A 19977-nucleotide genomic window follows, 5' to 3' on the forward strand; every position below is an offset into this window, starting at 1 on the left:
GGGCCCGCTGCGAAATTCAATACAAAGCAGCGGCCCACTTTTCAAGAAGGTGTAGTTGCGATGAAACGTGTAGGTCTGATCGGTTGGCGCGGGATGGTCGGTTCCGTGCTCATGCAGCGGATGCTGGAAGAGCAGGATTTCGATCTAATCGAGCCGGTGTTTTTCACCACTTCCAACGTCGGTGGCCAAGGCCCGTCCGTGGGCAAGGACATTGCTCCGCTCAAGGACGCTTACAGCATTGACGAGCTGAAGACCCTCGACGTGATCCTGACCTGCCAGGGCGGCGACTACACCAGCGAAGTGTTCCCGAAGCTGCGCGAAGCCGGCTGGCAGGGTTACTGGATCGACGCGGCCTCGAGCCTGCGCATGAACGATGACGCCGTGATCATTCTCGATCCGGTCAACCGCAAGGTCATCGACCAGCAACTGGACGCGGGCACCAAGAACTACATTGGCGGCAACTGCACCGTCAGTCTGATGCTGATGGGTCTGGGCGGTCTGTTCGAAGCCGGTCTGGTCGAGTGGATGAGCGCCATGACTTATCAGGCGGCCTCTGGGGCCGGCGCGCAGAACATGCGTGAACTGATCAAGCAGATGGGCGCAACCCACGCGGCGGTGGCCGATCAACTGGCCGATCCGGCCAGCGCGATCCTCGACATCGACCGTCGTGTGGCCGAAGCCATGCGCAGCGACGCGTACCCGACCGAAAACTTCGGCGTACCGCTGGCCGGCAGCCTGATCCCGTGGATCGACAAGGAACTGCCGAACGGCCAGAGCCGCGAAGAGTGGAAGGCCCAGGCCGAGACCAACAAGATCCTCGGCCGCTTCAAGAGCCCGATCCCGGTCGATGGCATCTGCGTGCGCATCGGCGCCATGCGTTGCCACAGCCAGGCGCTGACCATCAAACTGAACAAAGACGTGCCGATCGCCGACATCGAAGGGCTGATCAGCCAGCACAACCCTTGGGTCAAACTGGTGCCGAACCAGCGTGAGATCAGCATGCAGGAGCTGAGCCCGACCAAGGTTACCGGCACCCTGAATGTGCCGGTGGGGCGTCTGCGCAAGCTGAACATGGGTTCGCAATTCGTCGGTGCCTTCACCGTCGGCGACCAGCTGCTGTGGGGCGCGGCCGAACCGCTGCGTCGCATGCTGCGGATCCTGCTGGAGCGTTGATCGCTTGAAGCAATGAAAGAACCCGTGCCTTGTGAGAGGTGCGGGTTTTTTTATACCTGAGGTCTCTCGGGTGTATGTTCTGTCGTCTTCGCGAGCAAGCTCGCTCCCACCTTGAAATGCATTCCCCTGTGGGAGCGAGCTTGCTCGCGAAGGGGCAGGCGCAGTCGCCACAAATCCGGCAGAAATTGCCTGTGCGCCAGTCACCCGGTAAAGTGCCGCTCCCCCCGTTTCGCCAGAGGTAGAACCATGACCCAGACCCTTGATATTGCCGTCGTCGGCGCCACCGGTACTGTCGGCGAAACCCTCGTACAGATTCTCGAAGAGCGCGACTTCCCGGTCGGCAACCTGCACTTGCTGGCCAGCAGCGAATCCGCCGGCAGCTCGGTGCTGTTCCGCAACAAGAACGTGCGCGTGCGTGAAGTCGACGAGTTCGATTTCAGCAAGGTCAAACTGGTGTTCTTCGCCGCCGGCCCGGCCATCTCCCTGAGCTACGTGGCACGTGCCCACGCGGCTGGTTGCTCGCTGATCGACCTGTCCGGCGCATTGCCGGCCGAGCAGGCGCCGCAAGTGGTGCCGGAAGCCAACGCCGAGGTGATCGCCGGTCTGAAAGCGCCGTTCCAGGTCAGCAGCCCAAGCCCGTCGGCGACGACGCTGGCCGTGGTGCTGGCGCCGCTGCTCGACCTGCTCGACCTGCAATACGTCAACGTCACCGCCAATCTGGCCGTTTCCGCGCAAGGTCGCGAAGCTGTCACCGAGCTGGCCCGGCAGACCGCTGAGCTATTGAACATGCGTCCGCTGGAGCCGACTTTCTTCGACCGGCAAATGGCCTTCAACCTGCTGGCCCAGGTCGGCACCCCCGATGCTCAAGGCCATACGCTGCTGGAAAAACGTCTGGTGCGCGAATTGCGTCAGGTGCTGGCGCAGCCTTTATTAAAGATTTCCGCAACTTGCGTTCAAGCCCCGGTGTTTTTTGGCGATAGCTATAGCGTGACCTTGCAGTCAGCGAGCGCGGTCGACCTGGAAAAGGTCAACGCGGCACTGGAAGACGCACCGGGTATTGAGCTTGTCGAAGCCGGCGATTATCCGACCGCAGTGGGTGACGCGGTGGGGCAGGATGTTGTCTATGTCGGTCGCGTGCGTACTGGCGTCGATGACCCGGCGGAACTTAATCTGTGGCTGACGTCAGATAACGTACGCAAAGGGGCCGCCCTGAATGCTGTGCAGGTCGCTGAATTGTTGATAAAAGACCTGCTGTAAAAGATACTTGGCAACAATTTGTCGACTGATTCTAGGTGAGCGCTATGCTTGCCCGGAGCACTTGATAACGTGTCACCCTCCGGGACTTTCCGGGGCATCAAAGAAATGATCGCGCGCGGCAGTCTGTCGTCGTCGCGCGCAATGCCTTACGGCAGCGGCAATCAACATCTTCTCGCTGGCCGAGGAACGTTCAAACAAAGGATGAGGCTATGGTTCAAGTTCGCAAACTGGTGTTAGCAATAGCGGCCGCCTCGGCGCTGTCCTCCGGTATGGCGCATGCCCTCGGGCTCGGGGAGCTGACCCTGAAGTCGACCCTGAACCAGCCGCTGGTGGCCGAGATCGAGTTGCTCGACGTCAAGGATCTCACCGCTGCCGAAGTGGTGCCGAGCCTGGCGTCTCCTGAAGACTTCGCCAAGGCCGGCGTTGACCGTCAGGCCTTCCTCAATGACCTGACGTTCACCCCGGTGCTCAACGCCAGCGGCAAAAGCGTGCTGCGCGTGACCTCGAGCAAGCCGTTGTCGGAACCGATGGTGAAATTCCTCGTGCAGGTGATGTGGCCGAACGGCCGTCTGCTGCGCGATTACAGCGTGCTGCTGGATCCATCGAAGTTCTCGCCGCAGACCGCTGACGCCGCCTCGCAACCGGCGCCGACGCAGACCATCACTGCGCCGACCACCGGTGCCACCCATCCGACTCAGTACACCACCACGCCGCGCGACACCCTGTGGGAAATTGCTGCAAAGGCGCGCACTGGCGGTTCAGTGCAGCAGACCATGCTGGCGATTCAGGCGCTCAACCCGAACGCGTTTATCGACGGCAACATCAACCGGCTGAAAACCGGTCAGGTGCTGCGTTTGCCGGACTCGGTGCAAAGCACCGCGCTGCCACAGTCGAAGGCGATTGCTGAAGTTGCCGCGCAGAACGAAGCCTGGCGTCAGGGCCGTCGTTATGTGGCCAAGCCAGGCACCGGTCAGCAGCAGCTCGATGCCACCAGGCGTGGTCGCGGCAATGCCGGCACCGCTCAGAATGCTCAGGACAACCTGAGCCTGGTCTCCGCCGAAAACGCCAAGGGGCGCGGCAAAGGCCCGGCAGGCGATGCCAAGGCGCTGAGCAACAAACTGGCGGTGACTCAGGAAAGCCTCGACACGACCCGTCGTGACAACGAAGAACTGAAAAGCCGCATGACCGATCTGCAAAGTCAGCTGGACAAGCTGCAAAAGCTGATCGAGCTGAAGAACAATCAACTGGCGAAGATGCAGGCCGAAGGGCCAGGCGCTGCGCCCGCCGCGAATCCTGCAGCACCTGCCGTCCCGGCGATCACCGCCGAACTGGCCGCGACGCCGCCAGCGACGCCGGCAGAAGCGGCGGCTTCTCCTACACCGGAATCGGCCATTGCGCCACCGGTCGAGACCCCGATTGAGCCGGTTGTCGAACCCAAGCCTGCGGTTGTCGATGATGAGAAAACCTTCAACGAGCTGCTGACTAATCCGATTCTGTTGGGTCTGGTCGGCGGTGGTGCGGTTGTTCTGTTGCTCTTGCTGTTGCTGCTGGCGCGTCGTCGCAAAGCGCAGCAGGAAGCCGAAAAGCATATGCGCATGGCGCGTGCGCTGTCTGAAGAGCAGGAATTCTCCGCCGAGCAGGATCTGCCGGAGAGCAGCTTCGAAGGCCTGGAAGTGCCGGCGGCAAGCGTCAAGCTCAACACTCCGGCTCCAGCTCCAGCTCCGGCGCCGGTGGTGGCGCCAGTGGTGATGGCTGAGCCGATTGCCGCGCCGCTGGTGGCCCCTGCCGCCGAACGCTCGGATGACGTGCTGGACAAGGCGCAGTCGCACATCAATGCCGGTCGCCTGAATCAGGCAGCCGCACTGCTGGAAGAGGGTGTCAGCCTCGAACCGCAACGCAGTGACTTGCGCCTGAAGCTGATGGAAGTCTACGGTCAGCAGGGCGATCGCGATGCGTTCGTCGGTCAAGAACGACAGCTGGTGGCCAATGGCGACAACTTTGCCAAAGTCGAAGAGCTGAAAAGCCGCTTCCCGGCAATGGCCGTGGTGGCGGCGAGCGGTCTGGCGGCAGCGGCAGTTGCCGCCGAGCTGGACGCGCAATACGTCAAAGACCTGTTGCTGGATGAGCCTGAGGCGCCGGCCGCGGCACCGCAGGAAGACGATCTGGACAGCGCGTTCGACCTGAGCCTGGACGATCTCGACAACATCACTCCGGTAGCACCAGCCCCAGTGGTTGAGCCGCAAGCGCCGGTGGAGCTGGACGAATTCCCGGCGGACGACGATCTGAGCTTTGAGTCGGTGCTGCAACAGCAGACCGAGATCAAAGACAATCTGGACGATCTGTCGGACTTCGACCTTGATCTGGACCTTGGTGCCGAGCCGGCGCCGGCGGCTCTGGCTGATGACGATTTCTTGCTGGATCTGGACGAAGGCGTGAAAGATCTTGCGCCGGTCGAGCCGCCAGTCGTTGCCGACGTGCCGCAGGATGATCTGGAGTTGCCTGCCGATTTCGACCTGTCGCTGGCCGACGAAATGGACACCAACCCGCCCGCCGAACCCGATGCGTTCGCAACCGAGCTGGACGACGTCAACGCCGAGCTGGATCGCCTGTCGCAAAGCATCGCCGAACCGACCTTCACCGAAGCCGATGCGGCGATCGGTGACGATCTGGGCGAAGATGACTTCGACTTCCTCGCCGGCACTGACGAAGCGGCCACCAAACTCGATCTGGCTCAGGCCTACATCGACATGGGCGACAACGACGGCGCGCGCGACATCCTCAATGAAGTGTTGACCGAGGGTGACGAGAAGCAGCGTGGCGAGGCCAAGGAAATGCTCTCGAACCTGGCGTAAGTTCAGCGGTAAACAAAAAAAACGGCAGCCCAGTGAGGCTGCCGTTTTTGTTTGGGCCGGAATCTGTGTTCTCCTGGCTATTGTCATCGCTGGCAAGCCGGCTCCCACAGGTTCTGCGTACGCCAGAGAAACTGTGGGAGCCGGCTTGCCAGCGATGGAGGCCGATGAGGCGACAGAGAACCTTCTGGCATCCCTGAACCACAGCCTTATAATGCCCGCCTTTGCACAAACAGCAGGCTGTCCCACCTTGGCAAACATAGATAACCCGGTCGCCGAAATGGCCCCCGCCGGCTTTTACCGCGTCGCGCTGGGCGTTGAGTACAAAGGCTCGCGCTACAGCGGCTGGCAGCGTCAGTTGACAGGTGTGGCAACGGTTCAGGAAGAACTCGAAAAAGCGCTGTCGAAAGTCGCCAACTCACCGATTTCGCTGCAATGCGCCGGGCGCACCGATGCTGGCGTGCATGCCTGCGGGCAAGTGGTGCATTTCGACACGCCGGTCGAGCGTTCACTGAAGGCCTGGGTCATGGGGGCCAACATCAATTTGCCCCATGACATCAGTGTCAGCTGGGCCAAAGTCATGCCGGCGCATTTCCATGCGCGCTTCAAGGCCATCGCCCGGCGTTACCGCTATGTGATCTACAACGATCAGATCCGCCCGGCGCATCTGAACGAAGAAATCACCTGGAACCACCGTCCGCTCGACGTCGAGCGCATGGCCGAGGCCGCGCAGTACCTGATCGGTACTCATGATTTCAGTGCGTTCCGCGCCGGCCAGTGTCAGGCCAAGTCGCCCATCAAGAAGATGCATCACCTGCGCGTCACCCGTCACGGCAAGATGATCGTGCTCGACATCCGCGCCAATGCGTTTCTCCATCACATGGTGCGCAACATTGCCGGGGTCTTGATGACCATTGGTGCCGGCGAGCGGCCGGTGGAGTGGATGAAGGAAGTGCTGGAAAGTCGCGAGCGCCGTTCCGGCGGCGTCACTGCGCATCCGTATGGCCTCTATCTGGTGCAGGTCGAGTACCACGACGAATTCCCGTTGCCCGAGCGTTTTGTCGGGCCACATTTCCTTACGGGTTTCTCCGAACTTGACGGCTGACGCCCTCGAACGCTTTTGTTACCATCCGGGACTTTCCCGGATTTTGCCTCGGAGTTTTTCTCGATATGTCAGCCGTTCGCAGCAAGATCTGCGGGATTACCCGCATAGAGGATGCGTTGGCAGCGGTCGAAGCCGGGGCTGACGCCATTGGTTTCGTGTTTTATGCCAAGAGTCCGCGAGCGGTGAACGTGCAGCAGGCGAGGGCGATCATCCGTGCCCTGCCGCCATTCGTGACCACTGTCGGCCTGTTCGTCAACGCCAGTCGCTGCGAGCTGGGGGAAATCCTCGACGCCGTACCGCTGGACCTGTTGCAGTTCCATGGCGATGAAAGCGCTGAAGCCTGCGAAGAATGGCGTCGGCCTTATATCAAGGCGTTGCGGGTCAAGGCCGGCGATGACATTGCTGCAGCCGTTGCTGCTTACCCGGGTGCCAGTGGCGTACTGCTCGACACTTATGTCGAGGGTGTGCCCGGCGGAACCGGTGAGGCCTTCGACTGGTCTCTGATTCCGCCGGATTTGAGCAAACCACTGATTCTGGCGGGTGGCCTGACGCCGGAAAACGTCGCCGACGCCGTGGCCCGGGTGAGGCCCTACGCGGTCGACGTCAGCGGTGGGGTAGAGGCGAGCAAGGGTATCAAGGATCATGCGAAGATCCGGGCGTTCATCGCCGCTGCACGCAAAGCGCCATATTGATGTGACGGCTGGCAGTCTGCCGCCGTCCATCAATGCACTTGCACAAAGCAGGCGAGGCTGAGGGTTTATGGGTTGCACGCAGGTCATGTTTCGCGCTGACCGTGGCGGTCCACCAACCATCGCCACACACATGAATTTAGCTGAAGGGCATACGCGGGGCTGCGAACCAGAGCGTTCGGGCCGCCGGTACTGGAGAAAGAAAGCATGAGCAACTGGTTAGTAGACAAACTGATCCCTTCGATCATGCGTTCCGAGGTCAAGAAGAGCTCGGTGCCGGAAGGTCTGTGGCACAAATGCCCGTCTTGCGAGGCTGTGCTGTATCGTCCGGAGCTGGAAAAGACCCTGGACGTTTGCCCGAAATGCAACCATCACATGCGCATCGGCGCACGTGCGCGCATCGACATCTTCCTCGATGCCGAAGGTCGCAACGAACTGGGCGCCGATCTGGAGCCGGTTGACCGTCTGAAATTCCGCGACGGCAAAAAGTACAAGGACCGTCTGGTCGCTGCACAGAAGCAGACCGGCGAGAAAGACGCGTTGATCTCCGTCAGCGGCACCCTGCTGGGTATGCCGGTGGTGGTTTCGGCGTTTGAATTCAGCTTCATGGGCGGCTCGATGGGTGCCATCGTCGGTGAGCGCTTCGTGCGCGCTGCCAACTACGCCTTGGAACACCGTTGCCCGATGATCTGCTTCGCCGCTTCCGGTGGTGCGCGCATGCAGGAAGCGCTGATCTCGCTGATGCAGATGGCGAAGACCTCGGCCGTGCTGGCACGTCTGCGCGAAGAAGGCATTCCGTTCATCTCGGTACTGACCGACCCGGTCTACGGTGGGGTTTCCGCCAGTCTGGCAATGCTTGGCGACGTTATCGTCGGTGAGCCGAAAGCCCTGATCGGCTTCGCCGGTCCGCGTGTGATCGAACAGACCGTGCGTGAAAAACTGCCGGAAGGCTTCCAGCGCAGCGAGTTCCTGCTGGAGCACGGCGCCATCGACCTGATCATTGATCGTCGTGAGCTGCGTCCGCGTCTGGGCAATCTGCTGGCGCAACTGACCGGCCAGCCGACACCGACCTACGTCGCCGCACCAGTCGAGCCAATCGTGGTTCCGCCGGTGCCTGCCAACGTATGACCGAGCGCACCCTTGGCGAGTGGCTCGCCTACCTTGAGCAGTTGCATCCGTCAGCCATCGACATGGGGCTGGAACGTTCGCAACAGGTAGCGTCCCGCATGGGGCTGGGCCAGCCGGCGCCTCGGGTGATTACGGTCACCGGCACCAACGGCAAGGGTTCGACCTGCGCGTTCGTGGCTTCATTGCTGCGGGCGCAGGGTCTGAGCGTTGGTGTCTACAATTCCCCGCACCTGCTGCGTTACAACGAGCGGGTGCAGCTCAATGGCGTCGAAGCCACTGACGCCCAGCTCTGCGAAGCCTTCGCGGCCGTTGAGGCGGGGCGTGGCGACACTTCCCTGACTTATTTCGAAATGGGCACCCTGGCGGCGTTCTGGCTGTTTCAGCAGGCCGGGCTGAATGCGGTGGTCCTGGAAGTAGGGCTGGGCGGGCGTCTGGACACGGTCAACGTGGTGGACGCCGATATGGCGCTGGTGACCAGTATCGGCGTCGACCACGCCGATTATCTGGGTGATACCCGCGAGTCCGTGGCCTTCGAAAAGGCCGGAATTTTCCGTCAGGGCAAACCTGCCCTGTGTGGCGACCTCAATCCTCCGCAACCGCTGCTCGACAAGGCGCGCGAACTGGCGTGCCCGTTCTTCCTGCGCGGGCGAGACTTCGATCTTGGCGTTACCGATCAGCACTGGCAGTGGCGCGGTACCGACGCGCAAGGCCGGGTCGTTGAGTTGCGCGATTTGCCCTTGCTCGATCTGCCGATGGAAAACGCAGCGTTGGCGTTGCAGGCGTATCTGCTGCTCGGGCTGCCGTGGGATGCCGGGCAGATCGTGGCTGCCTTGCAGGCGACTCGTGTGGTTGGCCGTCTGGATCGCCGCTCGTTCGAATGGAATGGCAAGCGCCTGAATGTATTGCTGGATGTGGGGCACAATCCCCATGCCGCCGAGTATCTGGCTCGTCGTCTGGCCTCCCGGCCGCCGGTCGGCAAGCGTCTGGCGGTGTTCGGGCTGCTGGCGGACAAGGATCTGGATGGTGTTGTCGGCGAATTGAGTGCTAGTGTCGAGCACTGGGCGGTTGCGCCGCTGGATTCGCCGCGTGCTCGCCCGGTGGCTGAATTACACGCTGCCTTGCAGAACCTTGGCGCATCCGTCACGTCTTACGACAGTGTCGCCGCCGCCCTGGAAGGGCAATGTGCAGTGGCAACCGGCGACGACGAGATTCTGTTGTTCGGATCATTTTATTGTGTCGCCGAGGCCCTTGAATGGCTGGCCCGGCGCTCCACGGAGGAAGCGGCAAATGGCTTTGCTGGATAAAGCGTACAAGCAGCGCATGGTCGGCGCCCTGGTGCTGGTGGCGCTGGCGGTGATTTTCCTGCCGATGCTGTTTTCCCGTCAGGATGAGCAGCGCCAGGTGGTCGTCGAGGCGCCGGCCGCTCCGCAAGCATCTGCCATGCCGCAGGTGCAAATGGAGCAGGTGGCGGTGCCGGAGCCGCAGACCTTGCCGCAAGAACCGGTGCCAACCGATGAAGAAGTTGCAGAAGAGACTGCGCCTGCAGCTCCGATTGCCCCGGCTGCATCGGTACCGGCGGCTCCCATAGCCATCGCCAAACCGGCTGCGCCGCCAGCGGTGGCCAAGCCGATTCCGGCACCTGCCCAGCCTATCGCTGCGCCTGCAGCCAAGCCTGACACCACGCAAAGCCGCGTCGATGCCAATGGTCTGTCGGTGAGCTGGTCGGTGCAACTGGCCAGTCTGTCGAGCCGCGCCAGCGCCGAGAGCCTGCAGAAAACCCTGCGCAGCCAAGGCTATAACGCCTACATCCGCTCTGCCGATGGCAAGAATCGGGTGTTTGTCGGGCCGCTGATCGAACGTGCCGAAGCCGATCGTCTGCGCGATCTGTTGAGTCGTCAGCAGAACCTCAAGGGTTTTGTCGTGCGCTTCCAGCCCGAGCGCGGTTAAAAACTATCGCCTCGATTGAAATGCACTGATAATCGCAGCTTACCGAGAGGCATGCGCTCTGCTAAAATGCGCCGCCTTATCCGTCTGTAGGCTGCACTGTGCCATTTACCTGGGTTGACTGGGCGATCGTTGCAATCATCGCCATCTCCGCTTTGATCAGTTTGAGCCGCGGCTTCGTCAAGGAAGCATTATCGCTGGTGACCTGGATCATCGCAGGAGTCGTTGCCTGGATGTTCGGTGGCTCACTGTCCGAGTACCTCGCCGGATACATCGAAACCCCATCGGCTCGCGTGATCGCGGGCTGTGCCATCATGTTTGTCGCCACACTGATCGTGGGCGCAATGATCAATTATCTTATCGGCGAGTTGGTTCGCGTCACCGGGTTGTCCGGGACCGATCGATTCCTCGGCATGGCCTTCGGTGCAGCGCGTGGCGTGTTGCTGGTGGTCGTGGCAGTCGGGCTGTTGAGCCTGGGGCCGGTACAGCAGGACGGGTGGTGGAAAGAATCACAGCTCGTGCCAAAGTTTCTATTGGTCGCCGACTGGTCCAAAAACCTGATTCTCGGGTGGAGCAGTCAGTGGCTTGCCAGCGGAATCAGCGTACCCGCTGATATTCCGTTCAAGGAGCAACTCTTGCCGTCGGCCAAAACGCCACAGTGAGTGTTGTTCAGTTCAGATCCATTAAGTAGGGGTTGCGTCGCATGTGTGGCATCGTCGGTATCGTCGGTAAGTCGAACGTCAATCAGGCGCTGTATGACGCGCTAACCGTGCTCCAGCACCGCGGCCAGGACGCTGCCGGTATCGTGACCAGCCATGATGGCCGGTTGTTCCTGCGCAAGGACAATGGCCTGGTGCGTGACGTGTTTCAACAACGTCACATGCAGCGTCTGGTCGGCCATATGGGTATCGGCCACGTCCGCTACCCGACTGCGGGCAGCTCGACTTCGGCCGAAGCCCAACCGTTTTACGTCAACTCGCCTTACGGCATTACCCTGGCGCATAACGGTAACCTGACCAACGTTGAGCAGTTGGCCAAAGAGATCTACGAATCCGACCTGCGTCACGTCAACACCAGTTCCGACTCGGAAGTGCTGCTGAACGTGTTCGCCCACGAGTTGGCCCAGCGCGGCAAGCTGCAGCCGACCGAAGAAGACGTGTTTGCCGCCGTGACCGACGTGCATAACCGTTGCGTGGGTGGTTACGCCGTCGTGGCAATGGTGACCGGTTACGGCATCGTCGGTTTCCGCGATCCGCACGGCATTCGCCCGATCGTGTTCGGCCAGCGTCACACCGACGAAGGCGTCGAGTACATGATCGCGTCCGAAAGCGTTTCGCTGGACGTGCTCGGTTTCACCCTGATTCGCGACCTGGCCCCGGGCGAAGCGGTCTACATCACTGAAGACGGCAAGCTGCACACCCGTCAATGTGCGACCAACCCGTCCCTGACCCCGTGCATCTTCGAACACGTCTACCTGGCGCGCCCGGACTCGATCATCGACGGCGTATCTGTGTACAAGGCCCGTCTGCGCATGGGCGAGAAGCTTGCCGAGAAGATCCTGCGCGAGCGTCCAGAGCACGACATCGACGTGGTCATCCCGATTCCGGACACCAGCCGTACTGCTGCGCTGGAGCTGGCCAACCACCTGGGCGTGAAATTCCGCGAAGGTTTCGTCAAGAACCGTTACATCGGTCGCACCTTCATCATGCCGGGCCAGGCGGCTCGCAAGAAGTCGGTTCGTCAAAAGCTCAACGCCATCGAGCTGGAATTCCGCGGCAAGAATGTGATGCTGGTCGACGACTCGATCGTGCGCGGCACCACCTGCAAGCAGATCATCCAGATGGCCCGTGAAGCCGGCGCGAAAAACGTCTACTTCTGCTCGGCGGCGCCGGCAGTACGCTTCCCGAACGTGTATGGCATCGACATGCCAAGCGCTCACGAGCTGATCGCCCACAACCGTTCGACCCAGGACGTGGCGGATCTGATCGGCGCTGACTGGCTGATCTATCAGGACCTGCCTGACTTGATCGAAGCGGTCGGCGGCGGCAAGATCAAGATCGAGCACTTCGATTGCGCGGTGTTCGACGGCAAGTACGTCACCGGCGACGTCGACGAGGCTTACCTGAACAAGATCGAGCAGGCGCGCAACGATGCCTCCAAGGTCAAGACCCAGGCAGTCAGTGCGATCATTGATCTGTACAACAACTGAGTTTCTACCGGCCCTGAGGGGCCGGTTTTGTATCTGACTTTCAATTTTCAAGAACAGGGCAAGGAGTGACAGCATGAGTCAGGAATGGGATGCCGGTCGGCTGGACAGCGACCTCGAAGGCGTAGCGTTCGACACCCTGGCCGTACGTGCCGGTCAGCACCGCACGCCGGAAGGCGAACACGGTGATCCGATGTTCTTCACGTCCAGCTACGTGTTCCGCACCGCCGCCGACGCGGCCGCGCGGTTTGCCGGGGAAGTGCCGGGCAACGTTTACTCGCGTTACACCAACCCGACCGTGCGCGCGTTCGAAGAGCGCATTGCCGCGCTGGAAAGCGCTGAGCAGGCCGTTGCGACCGCAACCGGCATGGCCGCGATCATGGCGGTGGTGATGAGCCTGTGCAGTGCCGGTGATCATGTGCTGGTTTCGCGCAGTGTGTTCGGTTCGACCATCAGCCTGTTCGAGAAGTACTTCAAGCGTTTCGGTGTGGAAGTCGATTACGTGCCTTTGGCTGACCTGTCGGCCTGGGATGCGGCGATCAAGTCCAACACCAGACTGCTCTTTGTCGAGTCGCCCTCCAACCCGTTGGCCGAGTTGGTCGACATCCCCGCGCTGGCGGAAATCGCGCACGCCAAAGGCGCAATGCTGGTGGTCGACAACTGCTTCTGCACGCCTGCGCTGCAGCAGCCGCTGAAAATGGGGGCGGACATTGTCGTGCACTCGGCGACCAAGTTCATCGACGGCCAGGGCCGTTGCATGGGCGGGGTGGTGGCCGGTCGCAGCGAGCAAATGAAAGAGGTGGTTGGCTTCCTGCGCACCGCCGGGCCGACCCTGAGCCCGTTCAACGCGTGGATCTTCCTCAAAGGCCTGGAAACCCTGAATCTGCGGATGAAGGCGCACTGCGCCAACGCCCAGCAACTGGCTGAATGGCTGGAGCAACAGGAGGGTGTCGAGAAAGTCCATTACGCCGGGCTCAAGAGCCATCCGCAGCACGAACTGGCCCAGCGTCAGCAGAAGGGCTTTGGTGCGGTGGTGAGTTTCGAGGTCAAGGGTGGCAAAGAGGGTGCCTGGCGCTTTATCGACGCGACCCGATTGATTTCGATCACGGCCAACCTCGGCGACAGCAAAACCACCATTACTCATCCGAGCACGACCTCTCACGGCCGTCTGGCGCCGCAGGAGCGCGAAGCCGCGGGGATTCGTGACAGCCTGATCCGCATTGCGGTCGGTCTGGAAGATGTCGCCGACCTGCAGGCCGACCTGGCGCGCGGTCTGGCGGCGCTGTGATCGAGTTGTCCACGCCGACAGCGGGTACTCATGGTCGCGTGGCGCTGGTCACCGGTGCTGCGCGCGGGATTGGCCTGGGCATTGCGGCCTGGCTGATCAGCGAAGGCTGGCAAGTGGTGCTGACCGACCTGGATCGGGTGCGCGGTTCGAAAGTGGCGAAGGTGCTTGGCGAGAACGCCTGGTTTATCGCCATGGATGTCGCGGAGGAGAGTCAGGTCGCACTCGGCGTGGCTGAGGTGCTGGGGCAGTTTGGTCGTCTCGACGCGCTGGTGTGCAACGCGGCGGTGGCTGATCCGCACAACATCACCCTGGAAAGCCTCGACCTGGCTTACTGGAATCGGGTGCTGGCGGTGAACCTCAGTGGGCCGATGCTGCTGGCCAAGCATTGCGCGCCCTATCTGCGTGCGCATAACGGCTCGATCGTCAATCTGGCCTCGACCCGGGCGGGGCAGTCCGAGCCGGATACCGAGGCCTATGCGGCGAGCAAGGGCGGGCTGTTGGCGCTGACGCATGCGCTGGCGATCAGCCTCGGGCCGGAAATTCGTGTGAACGCGGTCAGTCCGGGCTGGATTGATGCGCGTGATCCGTCGGCGCGGCGGGCCGAACCTCTGGCTGATACCGATCATGCCCAGCATCCGGCGGGCAGGGTGGGGACGGTCGAGGATGTCGCGGCGATGGTGGCGTGGCTGCTGTCGAGAAATGCCGGGTTTGTCACCGGGCAGGAATTCGTCGTCGATGGCGGCATGACGAAAAAGATGATTTACACGGACTAAGAGGCGAAGCCGCGATCCTGTAGGAGTGAGCCTGCTTGCGATAGCGGTTTCAAGGTTGATACTTTTTTCCGGGATTGACTCAATTTTGTCTTTTTCAGAAAAACTTCAATCCTGCTATTGACTTAGGTTCGCTACCTGCGTAAATTTCGCGGCCTCGGAGATGCAAACGGGTGATTAGCTCAGCTGGGAGAGCGTCTGCCTTACAAGCAGAATGTCGGCGGTTCGATCCCGTCATCACCCACCACTTCCGAGTGACTTGCGAAAGCAAGAAGGTAGGCTGAAAGTGCCTGCACCGACGCGCAGCGGTAGTTCAGTCGGTTAGAATACCGGCCTGTCACGCCGGGGGTCGCGGGTTCGAGTCCCGTCCGCTGCGCCATATTTTACGAGTCAGGCGATGCCTGGTTCGCGATTGCAAAGCACCGAAGCTTTCAATCAAAACGAGTTACTTGAGCGCAAGCTCAAAGCAATACGCAGCGGTAGTTCAGTCGGTTAGAATACCGGCCTGTCACGCCGGGGGTCGCGGGTTCGAGTCCCGTCCGCTGCGCCATATCTGTTTCAAGGACCACTGAACGCCTTGAAGCACCGAAAGCAACCTTGGGTTGATTCGGATTCGATAGCAAAGACCCTGGTCGAAAGACCGGGGTTTTTTGTGTCTGAAATTTGGCTATTCCTCTCTTTTCCTCCTGCTCCAACTCCTGAAGCCAAGACAAATCCCTGTAGGAGCGAGCACTGCAAGTGCCTGCCCGCCTGCTGCGGTACCACGTCGCATTGATTTTCTGATTCTTTAGTCAAATTTTTGTAACTCGTTGTTTGCTGCGAGCCCGGAAACCTTTAAAGTTAACCTTTCGGTCAGCTTTGCACTGTCAACACGCCCTTTGTTTAGCCAAGAAGGGCTTCTGCAAGACTCGAGATTCCCAGTAGATAACCAGAAGGGCGGACACATAACCGCCCAGAGGATGATCCATGTCCAACCGTGATATATCCCGGCGCTCGTTCCTCCAGGGCGGGCTGGTGGCGGGTGTGAGCGTCACGCTCACGCCGCTCAGCAGTCAGGCGCTGGCTGCCTTGATGGAAAACAGCGTTACCGTGCCGTCCGAGAAGTGGCTCGGCAACAACGGCAAGGCGCGCCAGCGTAACGATGCCCTGTCCAAGGTCTGCGGCAGCAAGGTATTTGCCCGCGACATTCGCTCCAGGGACATGCCGGGCTGGCCTGAGCAACAAGGCCACGCCATGCTGCTGAAAACCATCAAGGCTGACCGTATCTACGACGGCTATGATCTGTCGTGGCTCGGCGCCGACTTGCAACCTGACCGTATCGTCACCGCTGCCGACCTGGACAAGGACGGCATCGTGTTCCCCGAAGAGCACGCGCCGGATCCCTTGCTGCCTGAAGGCAAGGTACCGATGTTCATCGGTCATCCGGTAGCGATCCTGATCTGGAACGATTTCGAACGTTTCCGCCAGGCCAAGAACAAACTCAAATTCAATGACAAGGCGATTCGTTACGGTGCGCAAGTGCCGTACTACGAAGGCGACCCCTATGGCAGCTTCCGCTACGTGCGCGTGGGCGGTCCGACCTCGGCCGATGAAGACGAGTTCGCCAGCCTCAAGGACTCGATCCTGTTCCCGATGCTGAAAAACCGTCGCCCGGTGTGGAATTCCCAGCCGAACCTGCACGGTAACCTGACCGAGCGTGGGCTGTTCTACGCCGACCGCATGAAGCAGCAGATCGACACGCCGCCGGACAACTGGCTGGTGTTCGACGAGCGCTACAAGACCCCGTCGATCGAGCCGGCCGCGATGGAGCCGGACAACGGCAACGGCTGGTACGACCCGAAAACCAAGACCCTGCACTTCGTGGTGGCCACCCAGTGCCCGCTGGAAGCTGCAACCGAGACTGCGAAAATGATCGCGCCGTCTCGTTTCGGCCTGGCCAACCTGAACATGCACCCGGGTTACACCGTGGGTTACGGTTCCAAAGACCACAATATCTTCGTCTACTACGCCGCCCTCGCTGCGCTGTACGGCGCCGGTGTGCCGATTCGTCTGGCCAACGACCGCTACGAGCAGTTCCAGAGCGGGATCAAGCGTCACCCGTTCGACATCCGCTACCAACTGGCGGTGGACAAGAACGACTACAGCTTCAAGATTTTCCGCGCCGAAATGAGCGTCGACGGCGGCGGTCGGATCAACTACAGCCCGTCGGTAGCAGCAGTGGGCGCCACGGCGGCGCAGTCGATCTACTACATGCCGCAGAACGATCTGCAGGTCACCGCTTACCACTCGCGTGGTGTTGAAGCCGGTTCGATGCGTGGCTACGGCACCCTGCAAAGCATGGCCTCGACCGAAATGATGGTCGACGAAATCGCCAATCGCCTCGGTGTCGACGCGATCGACCTGCGTCGCAAGAACGCCCTGCGGTCCGGCATGAAAAACACTCAGGGCGCGATCCCGGCCGGTGCCTTGCGCCTGCACGAGATTCTCGACAAGGCGTCGGTGCACGAAGTCTGGAAAAACCGCGACGCGATCAAGCAGCAGCGTGAAGCCGCCGACCCGGACAACTGGTATGGCGTGGGTTTTGCCATTTGCCAGAAAGACTTCGGCACCGGCTCGGAAGCGCCGATGGCCAGCATCGAATTCACCGCTGAAGGTCGCATCAGCCTGCGTCACATCGGTATCGAAATCGGCACCGGCATGTCCACTTCGCAAGCGCTGGTGGTGGCCGACTTCCTCGGCAGCCCGGCGCATGAGGTGAAGACCGGTGAGACCGAATGGAAGGAAATGCAGCTGATCACCAGCGGCAATCCTTACATCATGAGTCAGGCCGAGCAGGACAACCTGCTGCGCAACCCGCGCTGGGTCGGCAAGCTGGCCTCGGCGTCGTCGGCGACCAACTCGGCTTACTACTTCAGCCACGCCACCCGTGAAGCGGCGCGCGTGCTGTTCAACCACGGTTTGTGGCCGGCGGCGCTGGAGATCTGGCGTCAGGGCCCGTATGGCGGGCAGGCCAACCCCTATGTGGTGCGTCGCGAAGATGCGCATTGGGTCGATGGCAAACTCACAGCTAACGGCATGCAGCCGCTGAGCTTTGAAGAGCTGGCCAAGCGCGCTCACGAGCGGGGTCTGGTCACCGCTGCCACCGTCCACGGATTCAATCGCTGGAGCTGGGCCGAGGCCGAGTACAGCATCGACGGCGTGCGCGAGCGTCTGCCGCTCGATGGTCTGGCGGTGAAGTACGGCGATGGTGCGCCGCAAGCGAAGAAAGCGCAGATGAACAGCGCCGGTTTCCACCTGCTGGATCGCCAGAACATCAACTACCCGGTGGTTCAGTTGAACAACGCTGCGGTGACTTACTACAGCCCGGTGGCCACGCTGGTGGAGCTGAAGGTCAACAAAGGTTCGGCGGAAGTCGAAGTGCTCAACCACCATTCGTGGGTCGAGTGCGGTCGGGTGCTGGTCGAAGAACTGGTCAAGGGCCAGCTCGAAGGCGGCATCGCCATGGGCATCGGTCACGCGCTGATGGAAGAGATGCCGCTGTATGAAGGCGGGCCGGGGGAGGGTGACTGGAACTTCAACCGTTATCGCCTGCCGATGGCCCGCCACGTGGCGGTGTGGAAGCAGACCGCGGAGATTCTGCCGCCGCTGTCGCCAAGCGATCCGTCCAAAGGCATCGCCGAGGTGGTGATGATCCCGGTGGTGGGTGCCATCGGTAACGCCGTGGCGCACGCCATCGGTAAACGTGTTCGCGATCTGCCAATCACTGCTGCGCGCATCAAGGAGGCCATCAATGGCTAACCGTCCGCTTCAACTGACCCTCAACGGTCAATCCGTCGGCCCGGTGGACATCCCTGATGACCTGCCGATGATCGACTACCTGCACGAATACAAGAACCTCACCGGTTCGCGCCTGGGCTGCGGCCAGGGCATCTGCCACGCCTGCGTGGTGATTGTCGATAACCCGGACGGCACCAGCGAAGAAGTGCGCACCTGCATCACCGGTGCGCATTACTTCGAAGGCAAGAAAGTGCGCACCATCGAAGCTCACGCCAAGCGTGACGAGCAGGGTCAGGTCACTGAGCTGAACCCGATTCAGCAACGCTTCGTCGACGAATTTGCCTTCCAGTGCAGCTACTGCGCGCCGGGCTTCGTCAATGCTGCGACCGTGCTGGTGGAGAAGCTGCAGCGCCAACCGATCGCCAAGAGCAAGCTGGAGCAGGTCATCGAAGACAGTCTCGGCCATCACGTCTGCCGTTGCACCGGGTACGTGCGTTACTACAACGCGACCCGCAACGTGCTGACCGATCTCGGCCTGGTCAAGGAGGGTTGAGCATGAAGCATCTATTGACCCGTCTGACCCTGGCGGTCGGACTGGCTGCGCCGGTGCTGTTTGCCCACGCCGACGACCAGGTCAAGCGCGGCGAATACCTCGCCCGCGCTGCCGACTGCATGGCGTGCCACACCGCACCGGGCGGCGCGCCGTTTGCTGGCGGGCTACCGATCGTGTCGCCGTTCGGCACGATCTACGGCACCAACATTACCCCGAGCAAAGAGCACGGCATCGGCCTGTACAGCGATGACGAGTTCTTCGCTGCGCTGACCGAAGGCAAGCGCCGCGACGGGGCGAATCTGTACCCGGCGATGCCGTACACCTCGTACCACCTGATGCCGCGGGAAGATTCCGACGCGATCCACGCATACCTGAAAACCATCGAGCCGATCGAGCGCGCCGCGCCGGTCACCAGCCTGAGCTTTCCGTTCAATGTGCGCCTGGGCCTGATGGGCTGGAACATGTTGTACGGCAAGGCCTTGAAGCTAGAGCCGGCCGAAGGCAAGAGCGAGGACTGGAAGCGCGGCCAGTACATGGTCGAGGTGCTTGGTCACTGCGGCGAGTGCCATACCCCGCGCGGCTTGCCGGGTGCGATGCAGATGGACAAGCGTCTGACTGGCGGCGTCCTCAACGGTTATCTGGCGCCTGGCCTGCTGGCCACCGATCTGGCGGCGCGCGGTTGGAATCAGCAAGACCTGAGCGCGTTCCTCAAGCACGGCATGAGCGCCCAGGGCACGATGTTCAACGAGATGTTCCCGGTGTTCCACAACAGCACCCAGGGCCTGAGCGATCAGGATCTGAAAGCGATGGCGACGTTCCTGCTCGGCGACAAGCCGCCTGCAGCCGCAGCGCTCGTTGAAGTACCCGTGGACAAGCTCGGCCCGAGCGCGCAGCGCGGCCGTCAGGAATATTTGAACGTCTGCGCCGGTTGTCACGCTGCCGGGGGTGAGGGCAAGCCGCACATCGCCGTGGCCATGCGCGGCAATACCACGCTGCGGCTGGAAGATCCGCGCAACCTGGTGCGGGTGATCGAAGACGGCATCGGCGAGCAGAAATTTGCCGGGTTCGAGCATATGCAGCCCATGCCTGGGTTTGCCGACAAGCTCAGCGCTGCGCAACTGACCGATCTGCTGAACTACCTGCGTCAAGGCTGGGGCGGTCAATCGGCTGAACTGGCGGTCAGTGACGTGCAGAAGCTACAAGCGCAAGTCCCGGCCGTCGAACACAAGGCGCACTGA

General features: G+C 61.4%; 15 protein-coding genes and 3 tRNA genes. All 18 read left to right on the top strand.

What is annotated here, in order from left to right:
• Positions 1-60: 60 nt before the first annotated feature.
• The 18 genes from asd (at position 61) to HV782_RS10800 (ending at position 19977) form a co-directional block, all read left to right on the top strand.
• The gene (gene asd, locus HV782_RS10715) at positions 61-1173 is read left to right on the top strand and encodes an aspartate-semialdehyde dehydrogenase (protein WP_064363920.1); all 1113 of its coding nucleotides are present in this window, start codon (positions 61-63) and stop codon (positions 1171-1173) included.
• A gap of 246 nt (positions 1174-1419) precedes the next feature.
• Complete coding sequence (locus tag HV782_RS10720; protein ID WP_123463414.1) at positions 1420-2430, top strand: aspartate-semialdehyde dehydrogenase; 1011 nt, start codon at positions 1420-1422, stop codon at positions 2428-2430.
• A 209-nt stretch (positions 2431-2639) separates the two neighbouring features.
• Positions 2640-5282 carry a motility hub landmark protein FimV gene (locus HV782_RS10725; protein WP_186744684.1) on the top strand — a complete coding sequence of 881 codons (2643 nt, stop codon included), beginning with the start codon at positions 2640-2642 and terminating at the stop codon, positions 5280-5282.
• Positions 5283-5559: 277 nt separating this feature from the next.
• Positions 5560-6384 (top strand): tRNA pseudouridine(38-40) synthase TruA, encoded by an 825-nt coding sequence (gene truA / locus HV782_RS10730; RefSeq protein WP_186744823.1) that lies wholly within the window; start codon positions 5560-5562, stop codon positions 6382-6384.
• Positions 6385-6449: 65 nt separating this feature from the next.
• Entirely contained in the window at positions 6450-7076 is a 627-nt protein-coding gene (locus HV782_RS10735) for a phosphoribosylanthranilate isomerase (RefSeq protein WP_128614842.1), read from the top strand.
• Between the two features lie 204 nt (positions 7077-7280).
• Positions 7281-8201 carry an acetyl-CoA carboxylase, carboxyltransferase subunit beta gene (gene accD / locus HV782_RS10740; RefSeq protein ID WP_123463406.1) on the top strand — a complete coding sequence of 307 codons (921 nt, stop codon included), beginning with the start codon at positions 7281-7283 and terminating at the stop codon, positions 8199-8201.
• On the top strand, positions 8198-9505 hold the full coding sequence (gene folC, locus HV782_RS10745; RefSeq protein WP_186744682.1) for a bifunctional tetrahydrofolate synthase/dihydrofolate synthase: 1308 nt from the start codon (positions 8198-8200) through the stop codon (positions 9503-9505). Before accD ends, folC begins: the two co-directional genes overlap by 4 nt.
• On the top strand, positions 9489-10148 hold the full coding sequence (locus tag HV782_RS10750) for an SPOR domain-containing protein (protein ID WP_186744680.1): 660 nt from the start codon (positions 9489-9491) through the stop codon (positions 10146-10148). Before folC ends, HV782_RS10750 begins: the two co-directional genes overlap by 17 nt.
• 98 nt (positions 10149-10246) lie before the next feature.
• Positions 10247-10807: a CvpA family protein gene (locus tag HV782_RS10755; RefSeq protein WP_007913461.1), complete on the top strand. Its 561-nt coding sequence runs from the start codon at positions 10247-10249 to the stop codon at positions 10805-10807.
• A gap of 41 nt (positions 10808-10848) precedes the next feature.
• Positions 10849-12354, top strand: a complete 1506-nt coding sequence (gene purF, locus HV782_RS10760) for an amidophosphoribosyltransferase (protein ID WP_016773943.1) — start codon at positions 10849-10851, stop codon at positions 12352-12354.
• A 73-nt stretch (positions 12355-12427) separates the two neighbouring features.
• Positions 12428-13639, top strand: coding sequence for an O-succinylhomoserine sulfhydrylase (locus HV782_RS10765; protein ID WP_123463401.1), 1212 nt, complete (start codon positions 12428-12430; stop codon positions 13637-13639).
• Positions 13636-14412 (top strand): SDR family oxidoreductase, encoded by a 777-nt coding sequence (locus tag HV782_RS10770; protein WP_123463399.1) that lies wholly within the window; start codon positions 13636-13638, stop codon positions 14410-14412. Before HV782_RS10765 ends, HV782_RS10770 begins: the two co-directional genes overlap by 4 nt.
• 168 nt (positions 14413-14580) lie before the next feature.
• Positions 14581-14656: transfer RNA gene (locus HV782_RS10775), tRNA-Val, on the top strand.
• A 55-nt stretch (positions 14657-14711) separates the two neighbouring features.
• Positions 14712-14788, top strand: a tRNA-Asp gene (locus HV782_RS10780).
• A 94-nt stretch (positions 14789-14882) separates the two neighbouring features.
• Positions 14883-14959 (top strand) — tRNA-Asp (locus HV782_RS10785).
• Between the two features lie 416 nt (positions 14960-15375).
• Positions 15376-18207 carry a xanthine dehydrogenase family protein molybdopterin-binding subunit gene (locus tag HV782_RS10790; RefSeq protein WP_186744678.1) on the top strand — a complete coding sequence of 944 codons (2832 nt, stop codon included), beginning with the start codon at positions 15376-15378 and terminating at the stop codon, positions 18205-18207.
• A complete protein-coding gene (locus HV782_RS10795) occupies positions 18200-18739 on the top strand; it encodes a (2Fe-2S)-binding protein (protein ID WP_025111196.1) in 540 nt (179 codons plus the stop codon). The genes HV782_RS10790 and HV782_RS10795 overlap by 8 nt, the downstream gene beginning before the upstream one ends.
• Before the next feature lie 2 nt (positions 18740-18741).
• Positions 18742-19977 (top strand): c-type cytochrome, encoded by a 1236-nt coding sequence (locus HV782_RS10800; RefSeq protein ID WP_186744676.1) that lies wholly within the window; start codon positions 18742-18744, stop codon positions 19975-19977.

Origin of the sequence: Pseudomonas monsensis, from assembly GCF_014268495.2 — a bacterium.
In the GTDB taxonomy this organism is placed as follows: Bacteria; Pseudomonadota; Gammaproteobacteria; order Pseudomonadales; family Pseudomonadaceae; genus Aquipseudomonas; species Aquipseudomonas monsensis.

Excerpts from the sequence above, each read along its gene's own strand:
- asd (WP_064363920.1), top strand. The coding sequence starts at position 61 with ATGAAACGTGTAGGTCTGATCGGTTGGCGCGGGATGGTCGGTTCCGTG.
- HV782_RS10720 (WP_123463414.1), top strand. The coding sequence starts at position 1,420 with ATGACCCAGACCCTTGATATTGCCGTCGTCGGCGCCACCGGTACTGTC.
- HV782_RS10725 (WP_186744684.1), top strand. The coding sequence starts at position 2,640 with ATGGTTCAAGTTCGCAAACTGGTGTTAGCAATAGCGGCCGCCTCGGCG.
- truA (WP_186744823.1), top strand. The coding sequence starts at position 5,560 with ATGGCCCCCGCCGGCTTTTACCGCGTCGCGCTGGGCGTTGAGTACAAA.
- HV782_RS10735 (WP_128614842.1), top strand. The coding sequence starts at position 6,450 with ATGTCAGCCGTTCGCAGCAAGATCTGCGGGATTACCCGCATAGAGGAT.
- accD (WP_123463406.1), top strand. The coding sequence starts at position 7,281 with ATGAGCAACTGGTTAGTAGACAAACTGATCCCTTCGATCATGCGTTCC.
- folC (WP_186744682.1), top strand. The coding sequence starts at position 8,198 with ATGACCGAGCGCACCCTTGGCGAGTGGCTCGCCTACCTTGAGCAGTTG.
- HV782_RS10750 (WP_186744680.1), top strand. The coding sequence starts at position 9,489 with ATGGCTTTGCTGGATAAAGCGTACAAGCAGCGCATGGTCGGCGCCCTG.
- purF (WP_016773943.1), top strand. The coding sequence starts at position 10,849 with ATGTGTGGCATCGTCGGTATCGTCGGTAAGTCGAACGTCAATCAGGCG.
- HV782_RS10765 (WP_123463401.1), top strand. The coding sequence starts at position 12,428 with ATGAGTCAGGAATGGGATGCCGGTCGGCTGGACAGCGACCTCGAAGGC.
- HV782_RS10790 (WP_186744678.1), top strand. The coding sequence starts at position 15,376 with ATGTCCAACCGTGATATATCCCGGCGCTCGTTCCTCCAGGGCGGGCTG.
- HV782_RS10795 (WP_025111196.1), top strand. The coding sequence starts at position 18,200 with ATGGCTAACCGTCCGCTTCAACTGACCCTCAACGGTCAATCCGTCGGC.
- HV782_RS10800 (WP_186744676.1), top strand. The coding sequence starts at position 18,742 with ATGAAGCATCTATTGACCCGTCTGACCCTGGCGGTCGGACTGGCTGCG.